General features: G+C 72.9%; 13 protein-coding genes and 1 pseudogene. 8 read left to right on the top strand and 6 right to left on the bottom strand.

Annotated elements, in window-relative coordinates; translation table 11 throughout:
• The first annotated feature begins 20 nt into the window (after positions 1-20).
• The gene (locus tag ACFC0D_RS06115; protein WP_376431538.1) at positions 21-2,465 is read left to right on the top strand and encodes a hypothetical protein; all 2,445 of its coding nucleotides are present in this window, start codon (positions 21-23) and stop codon (positions 2,463-2,465) included.
• Here ACFC0D_RS06115 and ACFC0D_RS06110 read toward each other — a convergent pair.
• The 4 genes from ACFC0D_RS06110 to ACFC0D_RS06095 all read right to left on the bottom strand — a co-directional run bounded on the left by ACFC0D_RS06110 (position 2,435) and on the right by ACFC0D_RS06095 (position 7,087).
• Positions 2,435-4,849: a right-handed parallel beta-helix repeat-containing protein gene (locus tag ACFC0D_RS06110; protein WP_376431536.1), complete on the bottom strand. Its 2,415-nt coding sequence runs from the start codon at positions 4,847-4,849 to the stop codon at positions 2,435-2,437. The two genes, ACFC0D_RS06115 and ACFC0D_RS06110, sit on opposite strands and share 31 nt — an antisense overlap.
• Before the next feature lie 185 nt (positions 4,850-5,034).
• Positions 5,035-5,643, bottom strand: a complete 609-nt coding sequence (locus tag ACFC0D_RS06105) for a hypothetical protein (protein ID WP_376431534.1) — start codon at positions 5,641-5,643, stop codon at positions 5,035-5,037.
• Positions 5,644-5,751: 108 nt separating this feature from the next.
• Entirely contained in the window at positions 5,752-6,576 is an 825-nt protein-coding gene (locus ACFC0D_RS06100; protein ID WP_376431532.1) for an MOSC domain-containing protein, read from the bottom strand.
• A 37-nt stretch (positions 6,577-6,613) separates the two neighbouring features.
• On the bottom strand, positions 6,614-7,087 hold the full coding sequence (locus ACFC0D_RS06095) for a DUF6643 family protein (protein ID WP_376431530.1): 474 nt from the start codon (positions 7,085-7,087) through the stop codon (positions 6,614-6,616).
• Positions 7,088-7,346: 259 nt separating this feature from the next.
• Here ACFC0D_RS06095 and ACFC0D_RS06090 point away from each other — a divergent pair.
• Positions 7,347-8,619, top strand: a pseudogene (locus ACFC0D_RS06090) (TerD family protein).
• Here the strand turns inward: ACFC0D_RS06090 and ACFC0D_RS06085 are convergent.
• Positions 8,620-9,801, bottom strand: coding sequence for a glycosyltransferase (locus tag ACFC0D_RS06085; protein ID WP_376431528.1), 1,182 nt, complete (start codon positions 9,799-9,801; stop codon positions 8,620-8,622).
• Positions 9,802-9,859: 58 nt separating this feature from the next.
• On the opposite strand from ACFC0D_RS06085, the gene ACFC0D_RS06080 reads away from it, so the two are divergent.
• Both ACFC0D_RS06080 and ACFC0D_RS06075 read left to right on the top strand, forming a co-directional pair.
• Positions 9,860-10,645 carry a glutamate racemase gene (locus tag ACFC0D_RS06080; RefSeq protein WP_376431526.1) on the top strand — a complete coding sequence of 262 codons (786 nt, stop codon included), beginning with the start codon at positions 9,860-9,862 and terminating at the stop codon, positions 10,643-10,645.
• A 62-nt stretch (positions 10,646-10,707) separates the two neighbouring features.
• Positions 10,708-11,283, top strand: a complete 576-nt coding sequence (locus ACFC0D_RS06075) for a hypothetical protein (RefSeq protein ID WP_376431524.1) — start codon at positions 10,708-10,710, stop codon at positions 11,281-11,283.
• Positions 11,284-11,399: 116 nt separating this feature from the next.
• Here the strand turns inward: ACFC0D_RS06075 and ACFC0D_RS06070 are convergent, their stop codons facing one another.
• Positions 11,400-12,434, bottom strand: a complete 1,035-nt coding sequence (locus ACFC0D_RS06070) for an O-antigen ligase family protein (RefSeq protein WP_376431522.1) — start codon at positions 12,432-12,434, stop codon at positions 11,400-11,402.
• Between the two features lie 251 nt (positions 12,435-12,685).
• Here ACFC0D_RS06070 and lnt point away from each other — a divergent pair, with 251 nt between their 5' ends.
• From lnt to ACFC0D_RS06050, 4 genes are all read left to right on the top strand, one after another.
• A complete protein-coding gene (lnt, locus tag ACFC0D_RS06065) occupies positions 12,686-14,287 on the top strand; it encodes an apolipoprotein N-acyltransferase (protein WP_376431520.1) in 1,602 nt (533 codons plus the stop codon).
• A 145-nt stretch (positions 14,288-14,432) separates the two neighbouring features.
• Positions 14,433-14,915, top strand: coding sequence for an NUDIX domain-containing protein (locus ACFC0D_RS06060; RefSeq protein ID WP_376431518.1), 483 nt, complete (start codon positions 14,433-14,435; stop codon positions 14,913-14,915).
• 148 nt (positions 14,916-15,063) lie between these two features.
• The gene (locus tag ACFC0D_RS06055; protein WP_376431758.1) at positions 15,064-15,825 is read left to right on the top strand and encodes a 3-hydroxybutyrate dehydrogenase; all 762 of its coding nucleotides are present in this window, start codon (positions 15,064-15,066) and stop codon (positions 15,823-15,825) included.
• A gap of 57 nt (positions 15,826-15,882) precedes the next feature.
• Positions 15,883-17,772 (top strand): helix-turn-helix domain-containing protein, encoded by a 1,890-nt coding sequence (locus ACFC0D_RS06050; protein ID WP_376431516.1) that lies wholly within the window; start codon positions 15,883-15,885, stop codon positions 17,770-17,772.
• The last annotated feature ends 77 nt before the right edge of the window (positions 17,773-17,849 follow it).

Below are 17,849 nucleotides of genomic sequence, written 5' to 3'. Positions count from 1 at the left end.
CCAGAGAGCGAGACGCCGAAGTGTCCCCTGCCACACCTGCCCCGAAGAGCGGAGGTGCGGCGCTCGAGCTCCTCGTCCACGGTGTCGGCGGCGCCACGCCGCAGGACATGCTGGGCGACCCCCGTACGGTCCGGGTCACCGGCGACACGACCGCCGCCATGCACCGCCGCACCGACGACCTCGACGCCGAGGAGCACCCCGAGCGCTACGCCGAACGGCCGGTTCCGGAGGCGTACTGCTGGTCCAACCTCACCTCCGGCAACGGCGCCCGCGCCCTGTGGCTGCTGCTCCTGCCCTTCATGGTCGCCAACCTCGCCCACTGGATGCGTCCGCCGGCCAAGGGGCGCCCCGGTCTCGTCCGGCTCTACGGTGTCCTGGTGCGGCTCGTGGCCCTCACCCTCACCGTGCTGCTCACCGCCGCCGCGTGCGAGGTCGCGCTCGATCTGACGGCCTGGCAGTGCGCCGGATCCGCCGCCTGCACGGAGGACCGCTCCTGGCTCGGCTTCCTCTCGGCCGAACGGGGCGGCTGGTGGTCCCAGCCGGGCCGCCGTCTCGCGCTCGCCGCCGTGGTCCCGGCCGCACTGGTGGGACTGCTCTGGTACCTCTCCAACCGGACGTGGAGCGCGTACGAGGCCCAGCGCCCGCCCACGGGGTACGACGAAGCGGCGGCGGAACCGACGGAACCGGCGGACACCGAGCCGGCCGAGTCGGGGTCGGACTCGGCGACGGCGGACACCGAGAGCGCCGACGCCCCCACCCCCACCGAACTCCGTCCCGCCCTCGGCCGGCCCGGCTTCTGGTACGGCCGGCGCCTCGTCGCCCGACTGCGCGCCGCCCACACCGCGGCGGGCCTTCTGACGGTCGCCTCGGCCGTCACCGGAGCCGCCGCCCGCCATGACCGTGGCGCGTCCGACGCCCTGCCGAAAGCCTTCGCCTGGTCCCTCCAGGCGGCCTTCGTCGTCCTCGCCTTCGTCGTCCTGTGGGTCGTCTGCCGCCGTGGCCGCAGCGAGAAGCGCCTCGACCTGCGGCTCGAACGGGCCATGGTCTCCTGGCTGCCCGGCGCCTCCCTCGTCCTGCTCGCCTTCGCCGTTCTCCACGCCGGCTGGTCCCGCCCCGAGTGGCGCTCCGCCGGCACCCTGCCCGGCGACGCCGCCTTCGGCGTCCTGACCCTGGCCCAGGGCGGCCTCGTCGTCGCCCTCGCTGTGGTCGCCCTCCTCCTGCACCGCCCCCACCGCGAGCCGCGCACCGCCCTGTACGGCCTCGGCGGCCCGGCCGTCGCCATGCTCGCCTGCGCCCTCGGGGGAGTGATGTCCGGCGGAGTCGCCCAGCGCATGGCCGACTGGCTCGACGGGCCCGGCACCCCCGGCATGGGCGCCGGCTCTCCCGTGGCCCCGCCCGTGCTGCTGAGCTGGCAGGCGTCCGTCATCCCCGTCCTGCTCCTGATGCTCCTCGCCCCGGTCGTCTTCCTCGTCGTACGGACCGCACGTTCCGCCCGCCGTCTCGGGCCCGTCGTCGAGGCCGAGTACGGAGCCGAGGCCCCCGACCCTGTTCGTACCGCTCGGATCGCCGCGGGCCGGGCCACCGCCGGACTCACCGACGCCGCTCCCGCCCTGGTCGGGATCGTCTCGGGCGCGACCCTCCTGCTCGGTGCCGGTTCCGTCGCGGGGGCCTGGGCCAGCGGGAACGTACCCGGCCGGGCCTTCGACGGCGCGCACCCCGCGATCGCCTCCGCCGCCGACACGGCCCAGTCCCTCGGCTCCTGGATGATCGGTTTCGGTTTCCTGCTCTTCGTCACCTGGGGCCGACGCGCCTACAGGGACGCCTCGGCCCGTCGCACCATCGGCATCCTCTGGGACGTCGGCACCTTCTGGCCGCGTGCCGCGCACCCCTTCGCCCCGCCCTGTTACGCCGAACGGGCCGTGCCCGACCTCACCTGGCGGATGAGCTCCTGGACCAGACACACGGGCGGCCGGCTCGTCATCTCCGGCCACTCCCAAGGCAGTGTGCTGGCCGCGGCGGCCGTCTGGCAGCTGCCGCCGACGACCCGCGGGCGGGTCGCGCTGCTGACCTACGGCTCCCCGCTGGAGCGGCTCTACGGCCGCTGGTTCCCCGCCTACTTCGGCCCGGGGCCGCTGCGCGCCCTGCACCGTACGGTGCACTGCTGGAGCAACCTCTACCGCGCCACCGACCCGATAGGCGGACCCGTACGGGTCCCCGCCGAGGGAGCCAAGCCGGCCGTCGACCGCGCCGTGCTCCTCGATCCGCTCGTCTACGGCCGGACCCACGAACACCCGCTGCCGGAACCGATCCTGGGCCACTCCGACTACCAGGCCGACCCGGTGTTCGCCGCCGAACGGTCCGTACTCCTCGACCGGTTGCCGCCCGCACTGCCCCGCCAACGCGACGGCGACGGGGGCACGAACGACCAGGCGGATCAGGGGAGTTCCGGAAGGTCCTCCGGATAGAGCAGGGTCAGGTCGTCCGTGTTCACCTCGGCGAGCACGGCGACCCGCCCGGCGTGCCGCTCCACCATCGACTCGAACGTCTGCCGCGCGGTACGGCCGTTGCCGAACGCCGGCCCCTTCGGCAGCTCGGTGAAGTACTTCCGCAGCGCCTCGTCCGTGCCCTCGGCGAGCCGGTACTCGTGCTCGTCCGCCTGCTGCTCCACGATCCGCAGCAGCTCTTCCGGCACGTAGTCGCTGAAGCTGATGGTCCGTGAGAAGCGCGACGCCACACCCGGGTTGACGGTCAGGAAGCGTTCCATCTCCGCCGTGTATCCGGCGACGATCACCACGACCGCGTCGCGGTGGTCCTCCATCAGCTTCACCAGTGTGTCGATCGCCTCGCGCCCGAAGTCCCGGCCGGAGTCCTCGGGCGACAGCGCGTACGCCTCGTCGACGAAGAGCACACCGCCGCGCGCCCGGTCGAAGGCCTCCTGGGTACGGATCGCGGTCGAGCCGATGTGCTCGCCGACCAGGTCGACCCGGGACACCTCGACCAGATGCCCGCGTTCCAGGACGCCCAGCGAGGCGAGGATCTCGCCGTAGAGCCGGGCGACGGTCGTCTTGCCCGTGCCGGGGTTGCCGGTGAAGACCAGATGGCGGCGGACCGAGGCGGCCTTGAGGCCGGCCTCCTGCCGTCTGCGCCCGACCTCGATCATGTTGGTGAGCGTGCGCACCTCGTGCTTCACGCTCTCCAGACCCACCAGCGCGTCCAGTTCACCGAGCACGTCCTTCGAGGAACGTGCCTCCGGAGCCGGCTCGGGGACAGGCGGGGCTGGAGGGACGACGGGGGAGCGCGGCGCGGGAACCGTACCGAGCGGCCCCGCCGATTGCGTCGCCGTCAGGACGGTCCCGGTGTCCGGGGCGGGATTGGTCCGCACCGCGCTCTCGTCGCTCGTGCAGTCCTCCGCGACCGGACCCTCGTCGGGGAACTCGTACCCGCCGCGGGCGCAGCGCTCCGTACGGCACTTGCGCAGGGTCGTGCGGCAGCCGTCCATCACATGGAAGCCGTAGCCGCCGCTGCCGGTCACCCGACAGCCGTGGAAGGAGCCGCGCCCCTCGGCGGAGACGTAGAACCCGGCCTCGGCGGGCGAGGTGACCGTGCACCGTTCGATCGTCGGGTCGGCGCCCTTGGTGACGATCACCCCCGTCTGTACGGCGTCGATGGTGCAGCCGCCGAGCGTCCCGCCGCTGCCGTGGTCCCGGAACCAGGCGCCCGTGGACGCCTCCCGGATCCGGCAGTCGTCCAGCTGCGCGGTCGCCCCGTCACTCACCGACACAGCAGTGTTCCGCACCTGCGACAGATCGCTGTCGACGACGTCCGCGCGCGAGCCCCGGTCGAGGACGAACAGCGCGTCCGGTACGTCGTGCACCCGGCACGCGTCGAGGACGGCGGTCGCCCCGTCGCTGATCCAGACCGCCGGGTAGTCGCCCGTACTGTCGTGGATCTCGCACTGGTTGGCGTCCACCCGGGTGCCGGGGTCCCACACCGAGAGCCCGTTGCGGCCGAAGCGGCGCACGGTGGAGCGGGTCAGCGTGAGCACGGAGCGCGAACGCAGGTCGATCGCGTTCTCGGGGATGTCGTGGATGTCGCAGTCGGAGAGGGTCAGGACCGCGTCCGTGTCGAGCGTGATGCCGTCGGCCGAGGTGCGGTGCAGGGAGGAGTCGGTGAGGTGCGCGGTCGCGCGGGCCGCGATCTGCAGACCGGTGCCCTTGATCTCGTACACCTCGCAGCCGATGGCCTCCAGGCCGCTGCCCTCGCCGTTGACGGTGATCCCGGCGCCCGAGGCGTGATGGACCCGGCACCGCTCCAACCGCGGATGGGCGCCGCCGCGCACGGAGACCCCGGACTGCCCGGCCGAGACGATCTCGCACTCCTCGAACACCCCGCCGGCGCCGTCGAGTACGGCGATGCCGACGCCCGCCGGATTGTCGACGGTGCAGCGCCGGACGGTGGGGCGGGCGGCGCCGCGGACCTCGAGGCCGGCGGCCGACCGGGTCACGATCCGTAGATCGAGCAGCTCCGGGGTGCCGTCCTCGACGAGCAGTGCCGGCGCGGCGGTGTCCTGGCCTTCCACATGCAGGTCCTGGACGGTCGCGGACGCCCGTACGGTCAGCGGTACACCGTCCACGGGGGCGATGCGGACCGAGCCGACACCGCCTTCCGGGCCGCGCAGGGTGACGGCCCGTTCGATGACGAGGTTCTCCCGGTAGGTGCCGGGCGCGACGGTGAGGACATCGCCGTCTCCCGCGGCCTCCAGGGCTGCGGCGAGGGACGCGTACTCACCCGTGCGGCGCCGCCACCGCGATGTGCCGGTGTGCGTCACCTGGACCGTGCCCTGTGCCATGGGTGTGCTCTGCCCCCGCCTCATGCGTCGCTGCTCATCGGATGCCCCACCGTAGCGCGCGCGACGGCGAGGGGTTGACGGGTCGGCCGCTCGTGCCGGGTACGTCCGGTCGACGGGTCGGCCGGACGCGCCGGTACGCGTAGGGGAAGGGGTGGCTGGTAGCGCGGGGCGCGTCGGTCCGACGGTCAGCTGCCCGCGCCCGTACGCCCCCAGTCGGGACCGGCCTTGGCCCATGCGCGGTCGAGGCGTTGGTACCGCCGGTGTACCAGCCGCCGTACGACAAGACGCCTGGCCGCCTCGACGAAGACGCCGGCCAGGGCGGCAGTGAGCAGTCCGATGGCGATCGCGTGGGCGTGCGCGGTCTCCGGCTCCATGGGCGCCGTGACCGGACGGCCGCCGCGGTCCGTCCAGAGCCGGAACGTGTCGCCCGGATCGGCCAGTTCGCGCCGGGTGGTCACCGTCCCCGTGCGCGGCGTGCCGTCCGGCGCCGTCCAGCGGGCCACGACGGAACGGCGGAGCGGCTGTTCGTCCCCGGACTCGGGGCTCGTGAGTCCCGGCGCCGGGGTGTCGGCGAGCCGGACGACCCGCGCCGTCGTGGGCTGGCGCAGCCGGGACTGGGCCTGGACCGCGCGCTGGAGGGAGGCGTCCGTGCGCACGACGGAGATCCAGCCGACCGTCGGCACGGCGAGCACGAGCAGCACCACGGCGGTGAGCGCGACCCACGCCTCGATCAGGTCTGTGGTCCGGCGCAGGGGATTGTGCCGCCAGCGCCAGACTCCGGTGGCAGCTCGCACGCCTCGCACCCCCTCGTCCTCGGCTCTCTCAACGAGTCTGCCCCCGGGGAGGGTTCCCTGCCCGCCGGGACGGGAATCGCGCCGCGATCGGGCGGCGGCCGCGCCACCTCAGTCGATGATCTTGACCTCGTCGCCGACCCGGAGGGTGCCGACGGTCTCGGGCACGAGGTTCTGGCCGAAGATCAGCCGGCTGCCGTCCTTGCGGTGGAGGGCGAGCGTCCGCAGCGGCTCCTTGCCGCGCTCGGCGGTCCGCTGGTCGGTGGTGGTCACGACACAACGGCCGCAGGACCTGGCGACCCGGAAGGTGACCTCGCCGATGGCGAGCCGGGTCCAGCCGTCCTCGGCCCACGGCGCGGTCCCGTCGATGACCACGTTCGGCCGGAAGCGGTTCATCGGAAGGGGGCCCTCGTCGGCGTGATCGCCCTGGGCGATCAGCGAATTGAGGGCGTCGAGGGAGGCGGTGGTGGTGGCCAGGAGAGGAAAGCCGTCCGCGAAGCTCACCGTTTCGCCCGGCAGCGCGAACTCGGGCTTGATCGGACGCCGGTGCGCCGGCTCGTCCATGTGGACGAGCCGGACCTCGGTGCCCAGGTACTCGCTGAACCACGTGTCGGCCGCGGGATCGGCCGGGACCGCCTCCACCGGAGTCTCGAAGACCTCCACCCGGATCGTGGACGACGGCCGCGGCACCTCGACCGACAGCGTCGGGCGGCCGGACGCGGACACCTCGATGCCACCGCTCGGCAGCGGTAGGGCCGAGGCCAACGCCATCTGCGGATGACGGCGTTGGGTCACGACCTTGCCCGACGAGTCCACGACGGCCCAACGGCGGTCACCGGCCAGTCCCCATGGCTGGACCTCCGCCTCGGCGGGTGCGTAACCGCGCAGCGCCTTGACCGGGTGGACGTGGACGGAGCGCAGGCGAGGGATCGACATGTCGCCATCCTGCCAGTAGCTCCGTGTTTGGTGTCGCTCAGTACCCCTGACCCTGGTACGGGCGGTTGTAGGGGTCCTGGTACGGCGCGGGCGCCGGGGCGGGCCGTGCCGCCGGGCGCATCGCCTCGTACCCGGTATTCACCGGGCGCTGGGGCTGCTGGGGCTGGCCGCCCGTGTATCCCCGAGGGGCGGCGGGCTGCTGGGGGATGTACGGCGCAGGAGCGTGCTGCAGCGGAACCGGGGCCATCTGCTGCTGCATCGGCTGCGGGTAACCGTAGGAACCGCCGCCGTTGTAGGCCGGGGCGGGCTGGCTGGGTCCCGCCGGGAGGGCGGGCAGGGCCGCGGGCAGCGCCGGCAGATAGCTGTTGCCGGTGTCGTACGCGGAAGGCACTCGGATCGGGGCGATCTGAGGCGTGCCCCGCTCCGCGACCAGGGAGTCGTAGATGGGGGTGTCGGGGAACGACGGCGCGGTGTAGTAACCGCCGCCGTAGGTGGAGCGGGGGGAGGTCATGGCACATAAGTTAAGCCCACGATGTGCTGGTTGGGGAGCCCGATAAGAGGGTTGTTTGACGGGTTCTGAGTGACCGTCGATCCTTAATGCGATCGAACGTGACAAAAACGGTCGCTCCGAGAGGCTCCGGCGGACCACTGATCTTGAAAACACGAGCTGGGAAGGGGTTACCCACGGGTTGCCCCGGGTGCCCGGCATGACCCGGCATTAGGTTGACGTAAAGAAATCTTGATGTGCCGGGAGCGTGAGTGGGGGGATCATGTCCATGCTTAAGGGAGCCAATGTTCCGGTGGCGGCGCGCACTGTGCGCGTCGAATTGGGCTGGCGTTCAGGTGCGGGAGTGCCGGATGTCGACGCCTCGGCGCTACTCCTTGTGTCGGGGAAAGTGCGCTCCGATACCGACTTCGTTTTCTGCAACCAGCCGGAGCACGCTTCGGGCGCCGTTCGGCGTGAGGGAAAGCGCGCCGCGGGGGGCGGAAACGATGCTGCGGGCGGCGCGACGGAGGACGTCGTGACCGTGGATCTGGAGCGCGTGGAACCGGTCGTCGAGCAGATCGTCCTGGCGGCCTCGGTCGACGGCGGAACCTTCGGCCGGGTCCCGGGGCTGTACATCCGCGTGGTGGACGGGGACAGCGGCGCCGAGATCGCCCGGTACGACAGCACCGACGCGAGCGTCGAGACGGCATTCGTCCTCGGCAACCTCTACCGGCGGCAGGGGGAGTGGAAGTTCCGGGCGGTGGGCCAGGGGTACGGCTCCGGCCTGGAAGGCCTGGCGACGGACTTCGGCATCACGGTCGAGGAGCCCGGGCTCCCGGAGCCGCCCGCCGCGGCCGTGGTCGCGCAGGAACCCGCTGCGGCCGTGGTGGCCCCCGCGAATGTCTCGCTCACGAAGATCACCCTGACGAAGGACTCGCCGAAGGTCTCCCTGGCCAAGCAGGGCGGCACCTCCGGCACCCTGCGGGTGAACCTCAACTGGCGGGTCCGCAAGCAGACCACGGGCTGGGGGGCCAAACTCGGCCGAGCGGTCGGGAAGCGCGGCGCTTCCGACGCCCCCGTCGCCCTCGATCTCGACCTGTGCGCCCTGTACGAACTCACCGACGGAAGCAAGGGCGTGGTCCAGGCGCTCCAAGGCTTCGGGTCGCTGCACGAACCCCCGTACATCCATCTCGACGGGGACGACCGCACCGGGGACGTCGACTCGGGCGAGAACCTCACGGTCAACCTTGACCACACGGGCCGAGTTCCGCCGCATCCTCGTCTTCGTCACCATCTACGCGGGCGCCCGCAGCTTCGCCGGTCTGGACGCCACCGTGACCCTCCAGCCCCAGCACGGTGCCCCCGTCGAGTTCTCCCTCGACGAATGCACCGGCCCGGCGACCGTCTGCGCGCTCGCCCTGCTCACCCAGGAGGACGGCGACCTGATCGTCCAGCGGGAGGCGCGTTACCTCGACCCGCTGCTCGGGATCAGCATGCAGCGGACCGCCGACGAGGCGTACGGCTGGGGCATGAAGTGGACGCCCGCCGTCAAGTGATCACCGGTCCGGGGCCGGCCGGGGACGGGCATAGGTCCGCCCCTTCCAGGCCGCGCCCCGGCCCCGGTAGTGCTGCACCGCCGAGTCCACCGTCATGAGGAGATAGAGCAGCGCGGTGAAAGGGAGCGTGGGAGCGAGCCAGAGCGGCTGCCGGTAGTAGCGGAGCATCGGGAGGTACGTCCCCGCCATCACCGCCCATGCGATTCCGCCCGCCCACGCCGCCGCGGTGTCACCGCCCGCCACCCCGGCCACCAGCGCCACCGGGGGAGCGAGGTAGACCACGGCCAGCCCGGCCACCGTGCCGGCCAGCACCAGCGGATTGTGGCGGAGTTGGGCGTACGCGCTGCGCGAGACCATGCGCCACAGATCGGCCAGGCGCGGATACGGCCGGATGCTGTCCACCCGCTCGGCGAGGCCCAGCCAGATCCTCCCGCCGGCCCGCCGCACCGCGCGGGCCAGCGACACGTCGTCGATCACCGCCTGCCGGATCGAGTCCGGCACCCGCGCCCGCTCGGCCATAGACGTCCGCAGCAGCACACAGCCGCCGGCCGCCGCCGTGGCCAGCGGGCGTCGGCGGTTGATCCAGCGGAACGGATACAGCTGGGAGAAGAAGTAGACGAAGGCCGGCACGACCAGCCGCTCCCAGAAACTCGCCACCCGCAGCCGGGCCATCTGGGACACCAGGTCCAGATCGCCTCCGACGGCCGCGGCCACGAGGCGGCGCAGACTGTCCGGCTCATGGGCGATGTCGGCGTCCGTCAGAAGCAGGAACTCCGGGCCACGCGCGCGTGCCAGGCCGATGCCGTGGCGCAGCGCCCACAGCTTCCCCGTCCAGCCGGGCTCCGGCTCGCCCGGCGAGGCCACGGTCAACGGCAGCCCTCCGTACCGCGACGCCAGCTCACCGGCGAGCTTCCCGGTGCCGTCCGAACTGCCGTCGTCGACGAGGACGACCTCCGCCTCGCCCGGATAGTCCTGCGAGAGCAACGACGGCAGGCTCAGCGGAAGCACCTCCGCCTCGTCCCGTGCCGGCACGACGATCGTGACCCTGGGCCAGTCGCCAGGCCGCACGCGCGCGTGGGCCTTCGGCAGGCGTTGATCGGTACGCCAGAAGAACCCCTGACCCAGCAGCAGCCACCCCCAGGCGGCGAGCGAACCCGTGGCGATCCAGGCAATGGCGCTCATTCGCCGCAGTCTGCCCCAGATCGCCGGGGACGCAAGGGTGGTCGGCTAGGGTGATCGGGTGAAGATCGCGCTCATGGACTCCGGAATCGGCCTGCTCCCGGCGGCGGTCGCGGTTCGCCGACTGCGGCCCGACGCCGATCTGGTCCTCTCCTCCGACCCCGACGGGATGCCCTGGGGCCCCCGCACACCCGAGGACCTCACCGAGCGGGCCCTGACCGTCGCCCGGGCCGCCGCGGAGCACGAGCCCGACGCGCTGATCATCGGCTGCAACACCGCCACCGTGCACGCCCTGCCCGCGCTGCGCGCCGCGCTGGAGCCCCGTATCCCGGTGATCGGCACGGTCCCCGCGATCAAGCCCGCCGCCTCGGAGGGCGGCAAGGTCGCCATCTGGGCGACCCCGGCCACCACCGGCAGCCCGTACCAGCGCGGCCTGATCCGCGACTTCGCCGACGGCGCCGAGGTCACCGAGGTGCCCTGCCCCGGACTTGCCGACGCGGTGGAGCACGCCGACGCGGACGCCGTCGAGCGGGCCGTCGCGGCCGCCGCCGCCCTCACCCCGCACGACGTGCGGGCCTTGGTCCTCGGCTGCACGCACTACGAACTGGTCGCCGAGCAGATCCGCGCCGCGGTGCAGTCCGCCGACCTGCCGCCGGTGGTTTTCCACGGCTCCGCGGGGGCAGTCGCGGCACAGGCGCTCCGTCGGATCGGCGCCGAGCCCGCGCCCACCGCGACCCCGTCCGGCGGTCTGACCGTTCTGCTGAGCGGACGGACCTCGGACCTCCCGGCCGCCGCACTGAGCTACGCGGAAGGCCGCCTGCTCCGGGCCGCGGCGCCCGCCCGCTGACGGAGCCGCCGTCCGGCCCCGACGGGGCGCCGTACGAGCGGAACGTGAGTAGGCTGCCCCGCATGATGGACCATTTCGGACATCCTCGGCATCACCGGCCTCTGGGCATCGAAGCGCCACTGCCCGAGGTGTGGATCGGCCGGGCCACCAACCGTATGCAGTGGGTGGCCGCGGTCGCCGGTGCCGCCTGTATGGCGCTCGGCATCACCCTCGCGGTCGACTCCGCGTGGACCTCCGGCATCGCGGCCTTGCTGATGGCCGTGATCGGCTGTGTCGCCGCAGGGCTTCTCGTGCTGTTCGGGACGCTCGCTTTCGTCCATGTCGAGGTCAAGGTGGACCAGCGGGCCATGGAGGTCCGTTGCGGCCACATCGGAGTGCCGCGTCGGCGCATCCTGCTCGCCCATGTGGTCGGCGCCGACTACGTCGCGAAGGTCACCCCCCACGAATGGGGTGGCTGGGGGTACCGCTGGCGGCCGGAGAAGGGCAAGGGGGTCATCGTCCGCCGGGGCGAGGCACTGGTCCTGAAGCTGGACGACGGCCGGACGTTCACGGTCACGGTCGACGACGCCGAGTTCGGCGTCCGCGTCATCCGCGACCGACTGCGCCCCCCGACACCGGCGGGGCCGACGGGCGCCTGAGCGTCCGGTGTGTAGCCGCAGCTCGCCGCAGCGGAGGCCGGCGGTGGGCGGTGGACGGTCGGTGGGCTTACTCGTCAGCCGTCAGCCGTCAGCCGTCAGCCGTCAGCCGTCAGCCGTCAGTCGTCGGTCGGCGCCGGTGCCGCGCGGGCCGTCGCCAGACCCGCGAGAAGACCGGCGCCCACGGTGACCGGGGTGAAGCTCAGTGCGTTGCCGACCGTGGCGAGCGCCGCCAGCGCGGTCAGGGTCGCCGCCGCTGTCAGGACCACCGCCGTCCGTCGGGGCGAGGTCCACAGGCCGCACACCAGCCAGCCGTAGGTCGCACCCAGCAGGACGACCCCCGGCACCCCCTGCTCCGCAGCCTGCTGGAGCGGGGCCGAATGCGGCTTGCCGTCGGCGTACAGGGTCGTCCGGGCGGTGGGGCTCAGCGCGCCGAAGCGTTCCGGGCCGACCCCGACCAGCGGGTTCTCCTTCGCCATCGCGGACGCCTCCTGCCACAGCAGCACCCGGTGCCCGGTCAGCTGGCCCTCCAGGGAGACCGCGAGCCCCTCGGGGAGCCGCTCCTCCGCCACGGCCCAGGACACCCCCACGAACAGCCCCGTCGCCAGCACCAGCCCCGCGAGACCGAGGAGCCGGCGTCGCATCCGTACCGCCGCGAGGGAGCAGAGCAGGACACCCAGCGCCGCGACGAAACCCACCACGGAGCCCAGGACCAGCGCCACGGCCGCCACCCCGAGCGCGAGTGTCCGCAGCAGAAGACGGACCGGGACCGAATCGGTGGCCGAGGCCGCGCAGCAGGCCGCGCCGGCGGCCAGGACGAGCAGCGCCGCGGCCGCACCCGTGTGACCGGGCGGTACGGAACCGGTGGGGGTGGTGCCCGGGATGCTCGGCCCGGAGGTCAGCGCGAGGCCGAGCGCGGCGAGGGACGCGGCCGCCGAAGCGGCCACCGGGAGCAGCGTGCCGGAGATCCGGCCGCAGGCGTAACCCGCGGCGAGCGCGAGCACGGCGAGGAGGATGCCCTCGGGGCGGGCGTCCCGGCCGGTGGCGGTGACGAGCGACCACAGCACGACGGCGCCGAGGATCAGCACCCCGGCGACATCCGGTGCCCGCCCACGCTCACGCACGGCGGCCCGCTCAGCCGCAGGTGCAGCCATCCCCGTCGTCCCCCCGCTCCGTCTGGCGGACACCGTAACGGGGCTGCCGGGGTTTGGGGAGCGAATGCGCAGGAACGTTGCGGCAGAGGTGTGGGAACGGTGATGGCGGAGGGCCGCGGCGCGCGGGGCTGGTGTGCCGCTTCCTGCGCGGCCCGGGTGCCGCGTGGTGCGCGACACCGTGCACGACGGCGTCGGCGGACCGCCCGAGCCGGGGTCCTCCGTGCCCGGGTACGCGCCGTAGACTCCGCAGGGTGAGCACCACGATCACCCCCGTCGACGCCTCAGGACCCGCCGCCACCCCGGAGCCCGGTCCGTCCGGCCTGCGGCGCCTCGTACGGCCGGGAGCGGCCGTGCTGTCGGGCGTGCTGCTCTTCCTGAGCTTCCCGCCCCGTCCGTTGTGGTGGCTCGCGCTGCCGGCGTTCGGCCTGCTCGGCTGGGCTCTGCGCGGCCGCCGTCTGCGGGCCGGGTTCGGTCTCGGCTACCTTGCCGGTCTGGGCTTCCTGCTGCCGCTGTTGATCTGGACCGGCTCCGAGGTCGGGCGGTTCCCGTGGATCGCGCTGTCCGCGGTCGAGGCGCTGTTCATCGCCGCCGCCGGTCTCGGGATCGCGGCCGTCTCCCGGCTCCCCGGCTGGCCGGTGTTCGCCGCCGCGGTGTGGATCCTCGCCGAGGCGGCACGCGCGCGTGTCCCCTTCGGAGGCTTCCCCTGGGGCAAGATCGCCTTCGGTCAGGCCGACGGTGTCTTCCTGCCGCTGGCGGCGGTCGGCGGCACCCCGGTGCTCGGCTTCGCCGTCGCGCTCTGCGGCTTCGGCCTGTACGAGGTGATCCGCCAGGTCCGCGCGTACCGTGCCACGGGCGTCGTGCCGCGCGGCCCGCTCGCGGCGGCCGCGCTCACCGTGCTCCTGCCGGTGACCGGCGCCCTCGCCGCGCTGCCGCTCGTCGACGACTCCGCGGAGGACGGCACCGCGACCGTCGCCGCCGTCCAGGGCAACGTGCCCCGCCTCGGCCTCGACTTCAACGCGCAGCGCAGGGCCGTCCTCGACAACCACGTCGCCCGCACCAAGGAACTGGCCGAGGACGTCGCGGACAAGAAGAAGCCCCAGCCGGACTTCGTCCTGTGGCCGGAGAACTCCTCCGACATCGACCCCTACGCCAACCCCGACGCGGCCGACGCCATCAGTGAGGCCGTGCGGAAGATCGGCGTACCGACCGTGATCGGCGCCGTCGTCGCGCCGGACACGGGCAAGCTGCGGAACACGCTGATCCAGTGGGAACCGAACAAGGGCCCCGTCGCCACCTACGACAAGCGGCATGTCCAGCCCTTCGGCGAGTACATCCCGATGCGGTCCTTCGTACGGATCTTCAACAGCAACGTGGACCGCGTCAGCCGCGACTTCGGCGCGGGGACCAAGGTCGGTGTCTTCGACCTCGCCGGCACCAAGGTCGGCCTCGCGACCTGCTACGAGGCCGCGTTCGACTGGGCCGTGCGGGACACCGTCACCCACGGCGCCCAGCTGATCTCCGTACCGAGCAACAACGCCACCTTCGGCCGCAGCGAGATGACGTACCAGCAGCTCGCCATGTCGCGGGTGCGGGCGGTCGAGCACAGCCGCGCCGTCGTCGTACCGGTCACCAGCGGCGTCAGCGCGATCATCAGGCCGGACGGCGAGATCGTGGCGAGGTCGGAGATGTTCACCCCGGACGTCCTGGTCGAGAAGGTGCCGCTGCGCTCCTCGCTCACCCCGGCCACCCGGATGGGCACGCTCCCCGAGGCGCTCCTGGTGGGCGTCGCGGCCGCCGGCCTCGGCTGGTCGGTGCTGCGAGCCGTACGGGCCCGCCGGAGCCGCGAAGCCTGAGGAACCGGGGTCCTCGGTTCGCCGGGTCCGAGGGCGTCCGGCCCTGGGCTCCCCGTGCCCGAGGTCGCCCGGCCTCGGATCCCGTTCCTGAGGGTTCCTGATCGGACGTGAGTGTTCTTGATCCAGAAGGGCTTAGGGTCGAGGCATGGGTACCCCTGATTTCATCCGCGAACTCCGGGCCAGCGCCGGCCACCAGCTGCTCTTCCTGCCCGGTGTGAGCGCCGTCGTCTTCGACGACCGGGGCCGTGTGCTGCTCGGTCGCCGGACCGACACCGGGATGTGGGCGATCATCGGCGGCATCGTCGAGCCGGGCGAGCAGCCCGCCGCATGTGCCGTGCGCGAGGTGTACGAGGAGACCGCCGTGCGCTGCGAGGCCGAGCGGGTCGTGATCGTCCAGACCCTGCGCAAGCCCGTCGTCTACCCCAACGGCGACCAGTGCCAGTTCATGGACATCACCTTCCGCTGCCGCGCCGTCGGCGGCGAGGCGCGCGTGAACGACGAGGAGTCGACGGAGGTCGGCTGGTTCGAGGTGGACGACCTGCCGGAGATGAAGCGGTTCTCGCTCTTCCGGATCAAGCAGGCGCTCACCAGCGAACCCACATGGTTCGACCCCATGCCCTCAAGCTGAAGTATGGGCTCGGAACACATCGGTTGGCGGTGGAGCGCTTCATAAGGTGCGGAGCATGAGCGCCCCCACCACATCAGGTCCCGCACCGGCACAGGTATCGGCACCACTCGCGCAGGGCCCCGCACCCGCCGCCACGCCCGGCTCCGTCATGCTCGACCTCACGGGTCGCACGGCGCTCGTCACCGGCGCGGCCGGCGGCATCGGCCGGGCCTGCGCGCTCCGGCTCGCCGCCGCGGGGGCCCGCGTCAGAGCCGTTGACCGGGCCGGTGACGGACTGGAGGCATTGGCCGAGGAGGCCGACGGTCTCGTCGGCGTCGTCGAGCCGCAGCTCCTGGACCTCACCGACCTCGACGCCGCGGAGGCCGCGGCGGCCGGCACCGACATTCTCGTGAACAACGCCGGGCTCCAGCTCGTCCGCCCCATCGAGGAGTTCCCGCCGGACGTCTTCCACACCGTTCTCACCGTGATGCTGGAGGCCCCGTTCCGGCTGATCAGGGGCGCTCTGCCGCACATGTACGCCCAGGGCTGGGGCCGGATCGTGAACCTTTCCTCCGTGCACGGTCTGCGCGCGTCCGCCTTCAAGTCCGCCTATGTGGCCGCCAAGCACGGTCTGGAGGGACTCTCCAAGACCGCCGCGCTCGAAGGCGCCCCGCACGGCGTCACCTCCAACTGCGTCAACCCCGGCTACGTCCGCACGCCCCTGGTCGAGCGCCAGATCGCCGACCAGGCCGCGGCCCACTCCATCCCCGCCGAGCGGGTCCTGACAGACGTCCTCCTGAAGGACTCGGCGCTCAAGCGGCTCATCGAGCCCGCGGAGGTCGCCGAGGCGGTGCTCTACCTCTGCACGCCCCAGGCGTCGTTCATCACCGGAACCTCCCTGGCCCTCGACGGCGGCTGGACCGCGCACTGACGACAGGTTTTCCACAGGGCTGGTGCGATCACCCCTACGACAGGTATCCCTGTGTCCATGTCCCATGAACAGGTCTCCTACCTGGAGCTCCTCGCGCGAGGAGCCGCCACGGAAGGCTTCGACCGGCCCGTGCTGCTCGCCCGTGCGAGCGGTGCGGGCCCCGAGGAGCTGGCCGAGCTCGAACAGGCCAAGCAGCTCGCCCTGCGCGTGCGGGCCGAGCTGGAGGGCAGGCGCCGCCGCGAGGCCGAACTGTCCGCCCTCTTCGAGACCGCCCACGACCTCGCGGGACTGCGCGACCTCGACGCCGTGCTCCGCGCCATCGTCCAGCGCGCCCGATCCCTGCTCGGCACCGAGGTCGCCTACCTCAGCCTGAACGACACCGTCGCGGGGGACACGTACATGCGCGTCACCGAGGGCTCGGTCTCGGCGCGCTTCCAGCAGGTCCGGCTCGGCATGGGCGAGGGGCTCGGCGGCCTCGTCGCCCAGACCGCCCGGCCGTACGTCACCGAGAACTACTTCGACGACCCCCGCTTCCAGCACACCGCCACCATCGACTCCGCCGTGCGCGACGAGGGCCTCGTCGCCATCCTCGGCGTGCCGCTGACCCTGGGCAGCCAGGTGATCGGCGTGCTGTTCGCCGCGGACCGGCGTGCCCGAGTCTTCGAACGGGAACAGGTCGCACTGCTCGGCTCCTTCGCCGCGCACGCCGCCGTCGCCATCGACACGGCCAACCTGCTCGCCGAGACGCGTTCGGCGCTGGCCGAGCTGGAGCGGGCCAACGACATCATCCGTGAGCACAGCGGCGTCATCGAACGGGCCTCGGAGGTCCACGACCGGCTCACCGAACTCGTGCTGCACGGCGGCGGCGTCCACGACGTGGCGGCGGCCGTCTCGGAAGTCCTCGGCGGAAGGGTCGAGTTCATCGACGCCGGTCTCGAATCCGCCCGGCTCGTCGACGGACACGCCCTGCGCGAAGGCGACCGCTGGGTGGCGGCCGTCTCGGCCGGCGGCGAGACCTTCGGCGCCCTCGTCCTCCACGACCAGCCCGACCTCGACCCCGTGGACCAGCGCACGCTGGAGCGCGCCGCCCTGGTGACCTCCCTGCTGCTGCTCGCCCGCCGCTCGGCCGGCGAGGCCGAACAGCGGGTACGGGGCGAACTGCTCGACGACCTCCTCGACGCCCCCGATCGCGACCGCCGGCTGCTGCGCGAGCGCGCCGCCCGCCTCCGTACCGATGTCGACGCGCCCCATGTCGTGCTCGCCGCCCACATGGACCGGACCGGGTCCGGCGGCGAGGGCGACGCCGGCGTACGGGAGAGCGCGGACCGCCAGCGACTCTGGTCGGCCGCCTCGCATCTCGCCGCCACCCGGCAAGGGCTGGCCTCCGCACGCGACGGCGGGACGGTGCTCCTGCTCCCGCTCGGCCCGGGGGAGTCCGCGGCCGAGCTGGCCAGGCAGACCGCCAAGCACCTCGGTGGCGCGCTGCGCGAGAGCGTCACGGTGGGCGCCTCGGCCCCCGTCGCCTCGCCCCTCGCCACACCCGACCGGGTCGCCACCGCCTACGAGGAGGCTCGGCGCTGCATGGACGCGCTGCGCCTGCTGCACCGTTCGGGCGAGGGCGCCGCGGCAGAGGACCTCGGCTTCCTGGGCCTGCTGCTCGCCGACACCCGGGACATCGACGGATTCGTCGACCGCACGATCGGCCAGGTCGTCGCGTACGACGAGCGGCGCGGCACGGACCTGGTCCGCACGATGGACGCGTACTTCGCGAGCGGTATGAGCCCCGCGCGCACGAAGGACGATCTGCACGTCCACGTGAACACGGTCGCCCAACGCGTCGAGCGCATCGGCCGCCTCCTGGGCGCCGACTGGCAGTCCCCGTCGAGAGCCCTGGAGATCCAACTGGCTCTTCGCCTCCACGCGATGTCGTCGGCCGTCACCCGCTGAACGGCGCGAGCGTCCTCCCGCACGTCGAACAGTCGGGTGCCGACGGCACGAAGCGGCCCCCTCGGCCTTCTCGGCCG

Source organism: Streptomyces sp. NPDC056222, from assembly GCF_042264065.1.
Lineage (GTDB): Bacteria > Actinomycetota > Actinomycetes > Streptomycetales > Streptomycetaceae > Streptomyces.
This window is presented reverse-complemented; position numbering and strand designations above follow the sequence as displayed.

Excerpts from the sequence above, each read along its gene's own strand:
- ACFC0D_RS06110 (WP_376431536.1), bottom strand. The coding sequence starts at position 4,849 with ATGGCACAGGGCACGGTCCAGGTGACGCACACCGGCACATCGCGGTGG.
- ACFC0D_RS06095 (WP_376431530.1), bottom strand. The coding sequence starts at position 7,087 with ATGACCTCCCCCCGCTCCACCTACGGCGGCGGTTACTACACCGCGCCG.
- ACFC0D_RS06060 (WP_376431518.1), top strand. The coding sequence starts at position 14,433 with ATGGGTACCCCTGATTTCATCCGCGAACTCCGGGCCAGCGCCGGCCAC.
- ACFC0D_RS06070 (WP_376431522.1), bottom strand. The coding sequence starts at position 12,434 with ATGGCTGCACCTGCGGCTGAGCGGGCCGCCGTGCGTGAGCGTGGGCGG.
- ACFC0D_RS06055 (WP_376431758.1), top strand. The coding sequence starts at position 15,064 with ATGCTCGACCTCACGGGTCGCACGGCGCTCGTCACCGGCGCGGCCGGC.
- ACFC0D_RS06075 (WP_376431524.1), top strand. The coding sequence starts at position 10,708 with ATGATGGACCATTTCGGACATCCTCGGCATCACCGGCCTCTGGGCATC.
- ACFC0D_RS06050 (WP_376431516.1), top strand. The coding sequence starts at position 15,883 with ATGTCCCATGAACAGGTCTCCTACCTGGAGCTCCTCGCGCGAGGAGCC.
- ACFC0D_RS06085 (WP_376431528.1), bottom strand. The coding sequence starts at position 9,801 with ATGAGCGCCATTGCCTGGATCGCCACGGGTTCGCTCGCCGCCTGGGGG.
- ACFC0D_RS06100 (WP_376431532.1), bottom strand. The coding sequence starts at position 6,576 with ATGTCGATCCCTCGCCTGCGCTCCGTCCACGTCCACCCGGTCAAGGCG.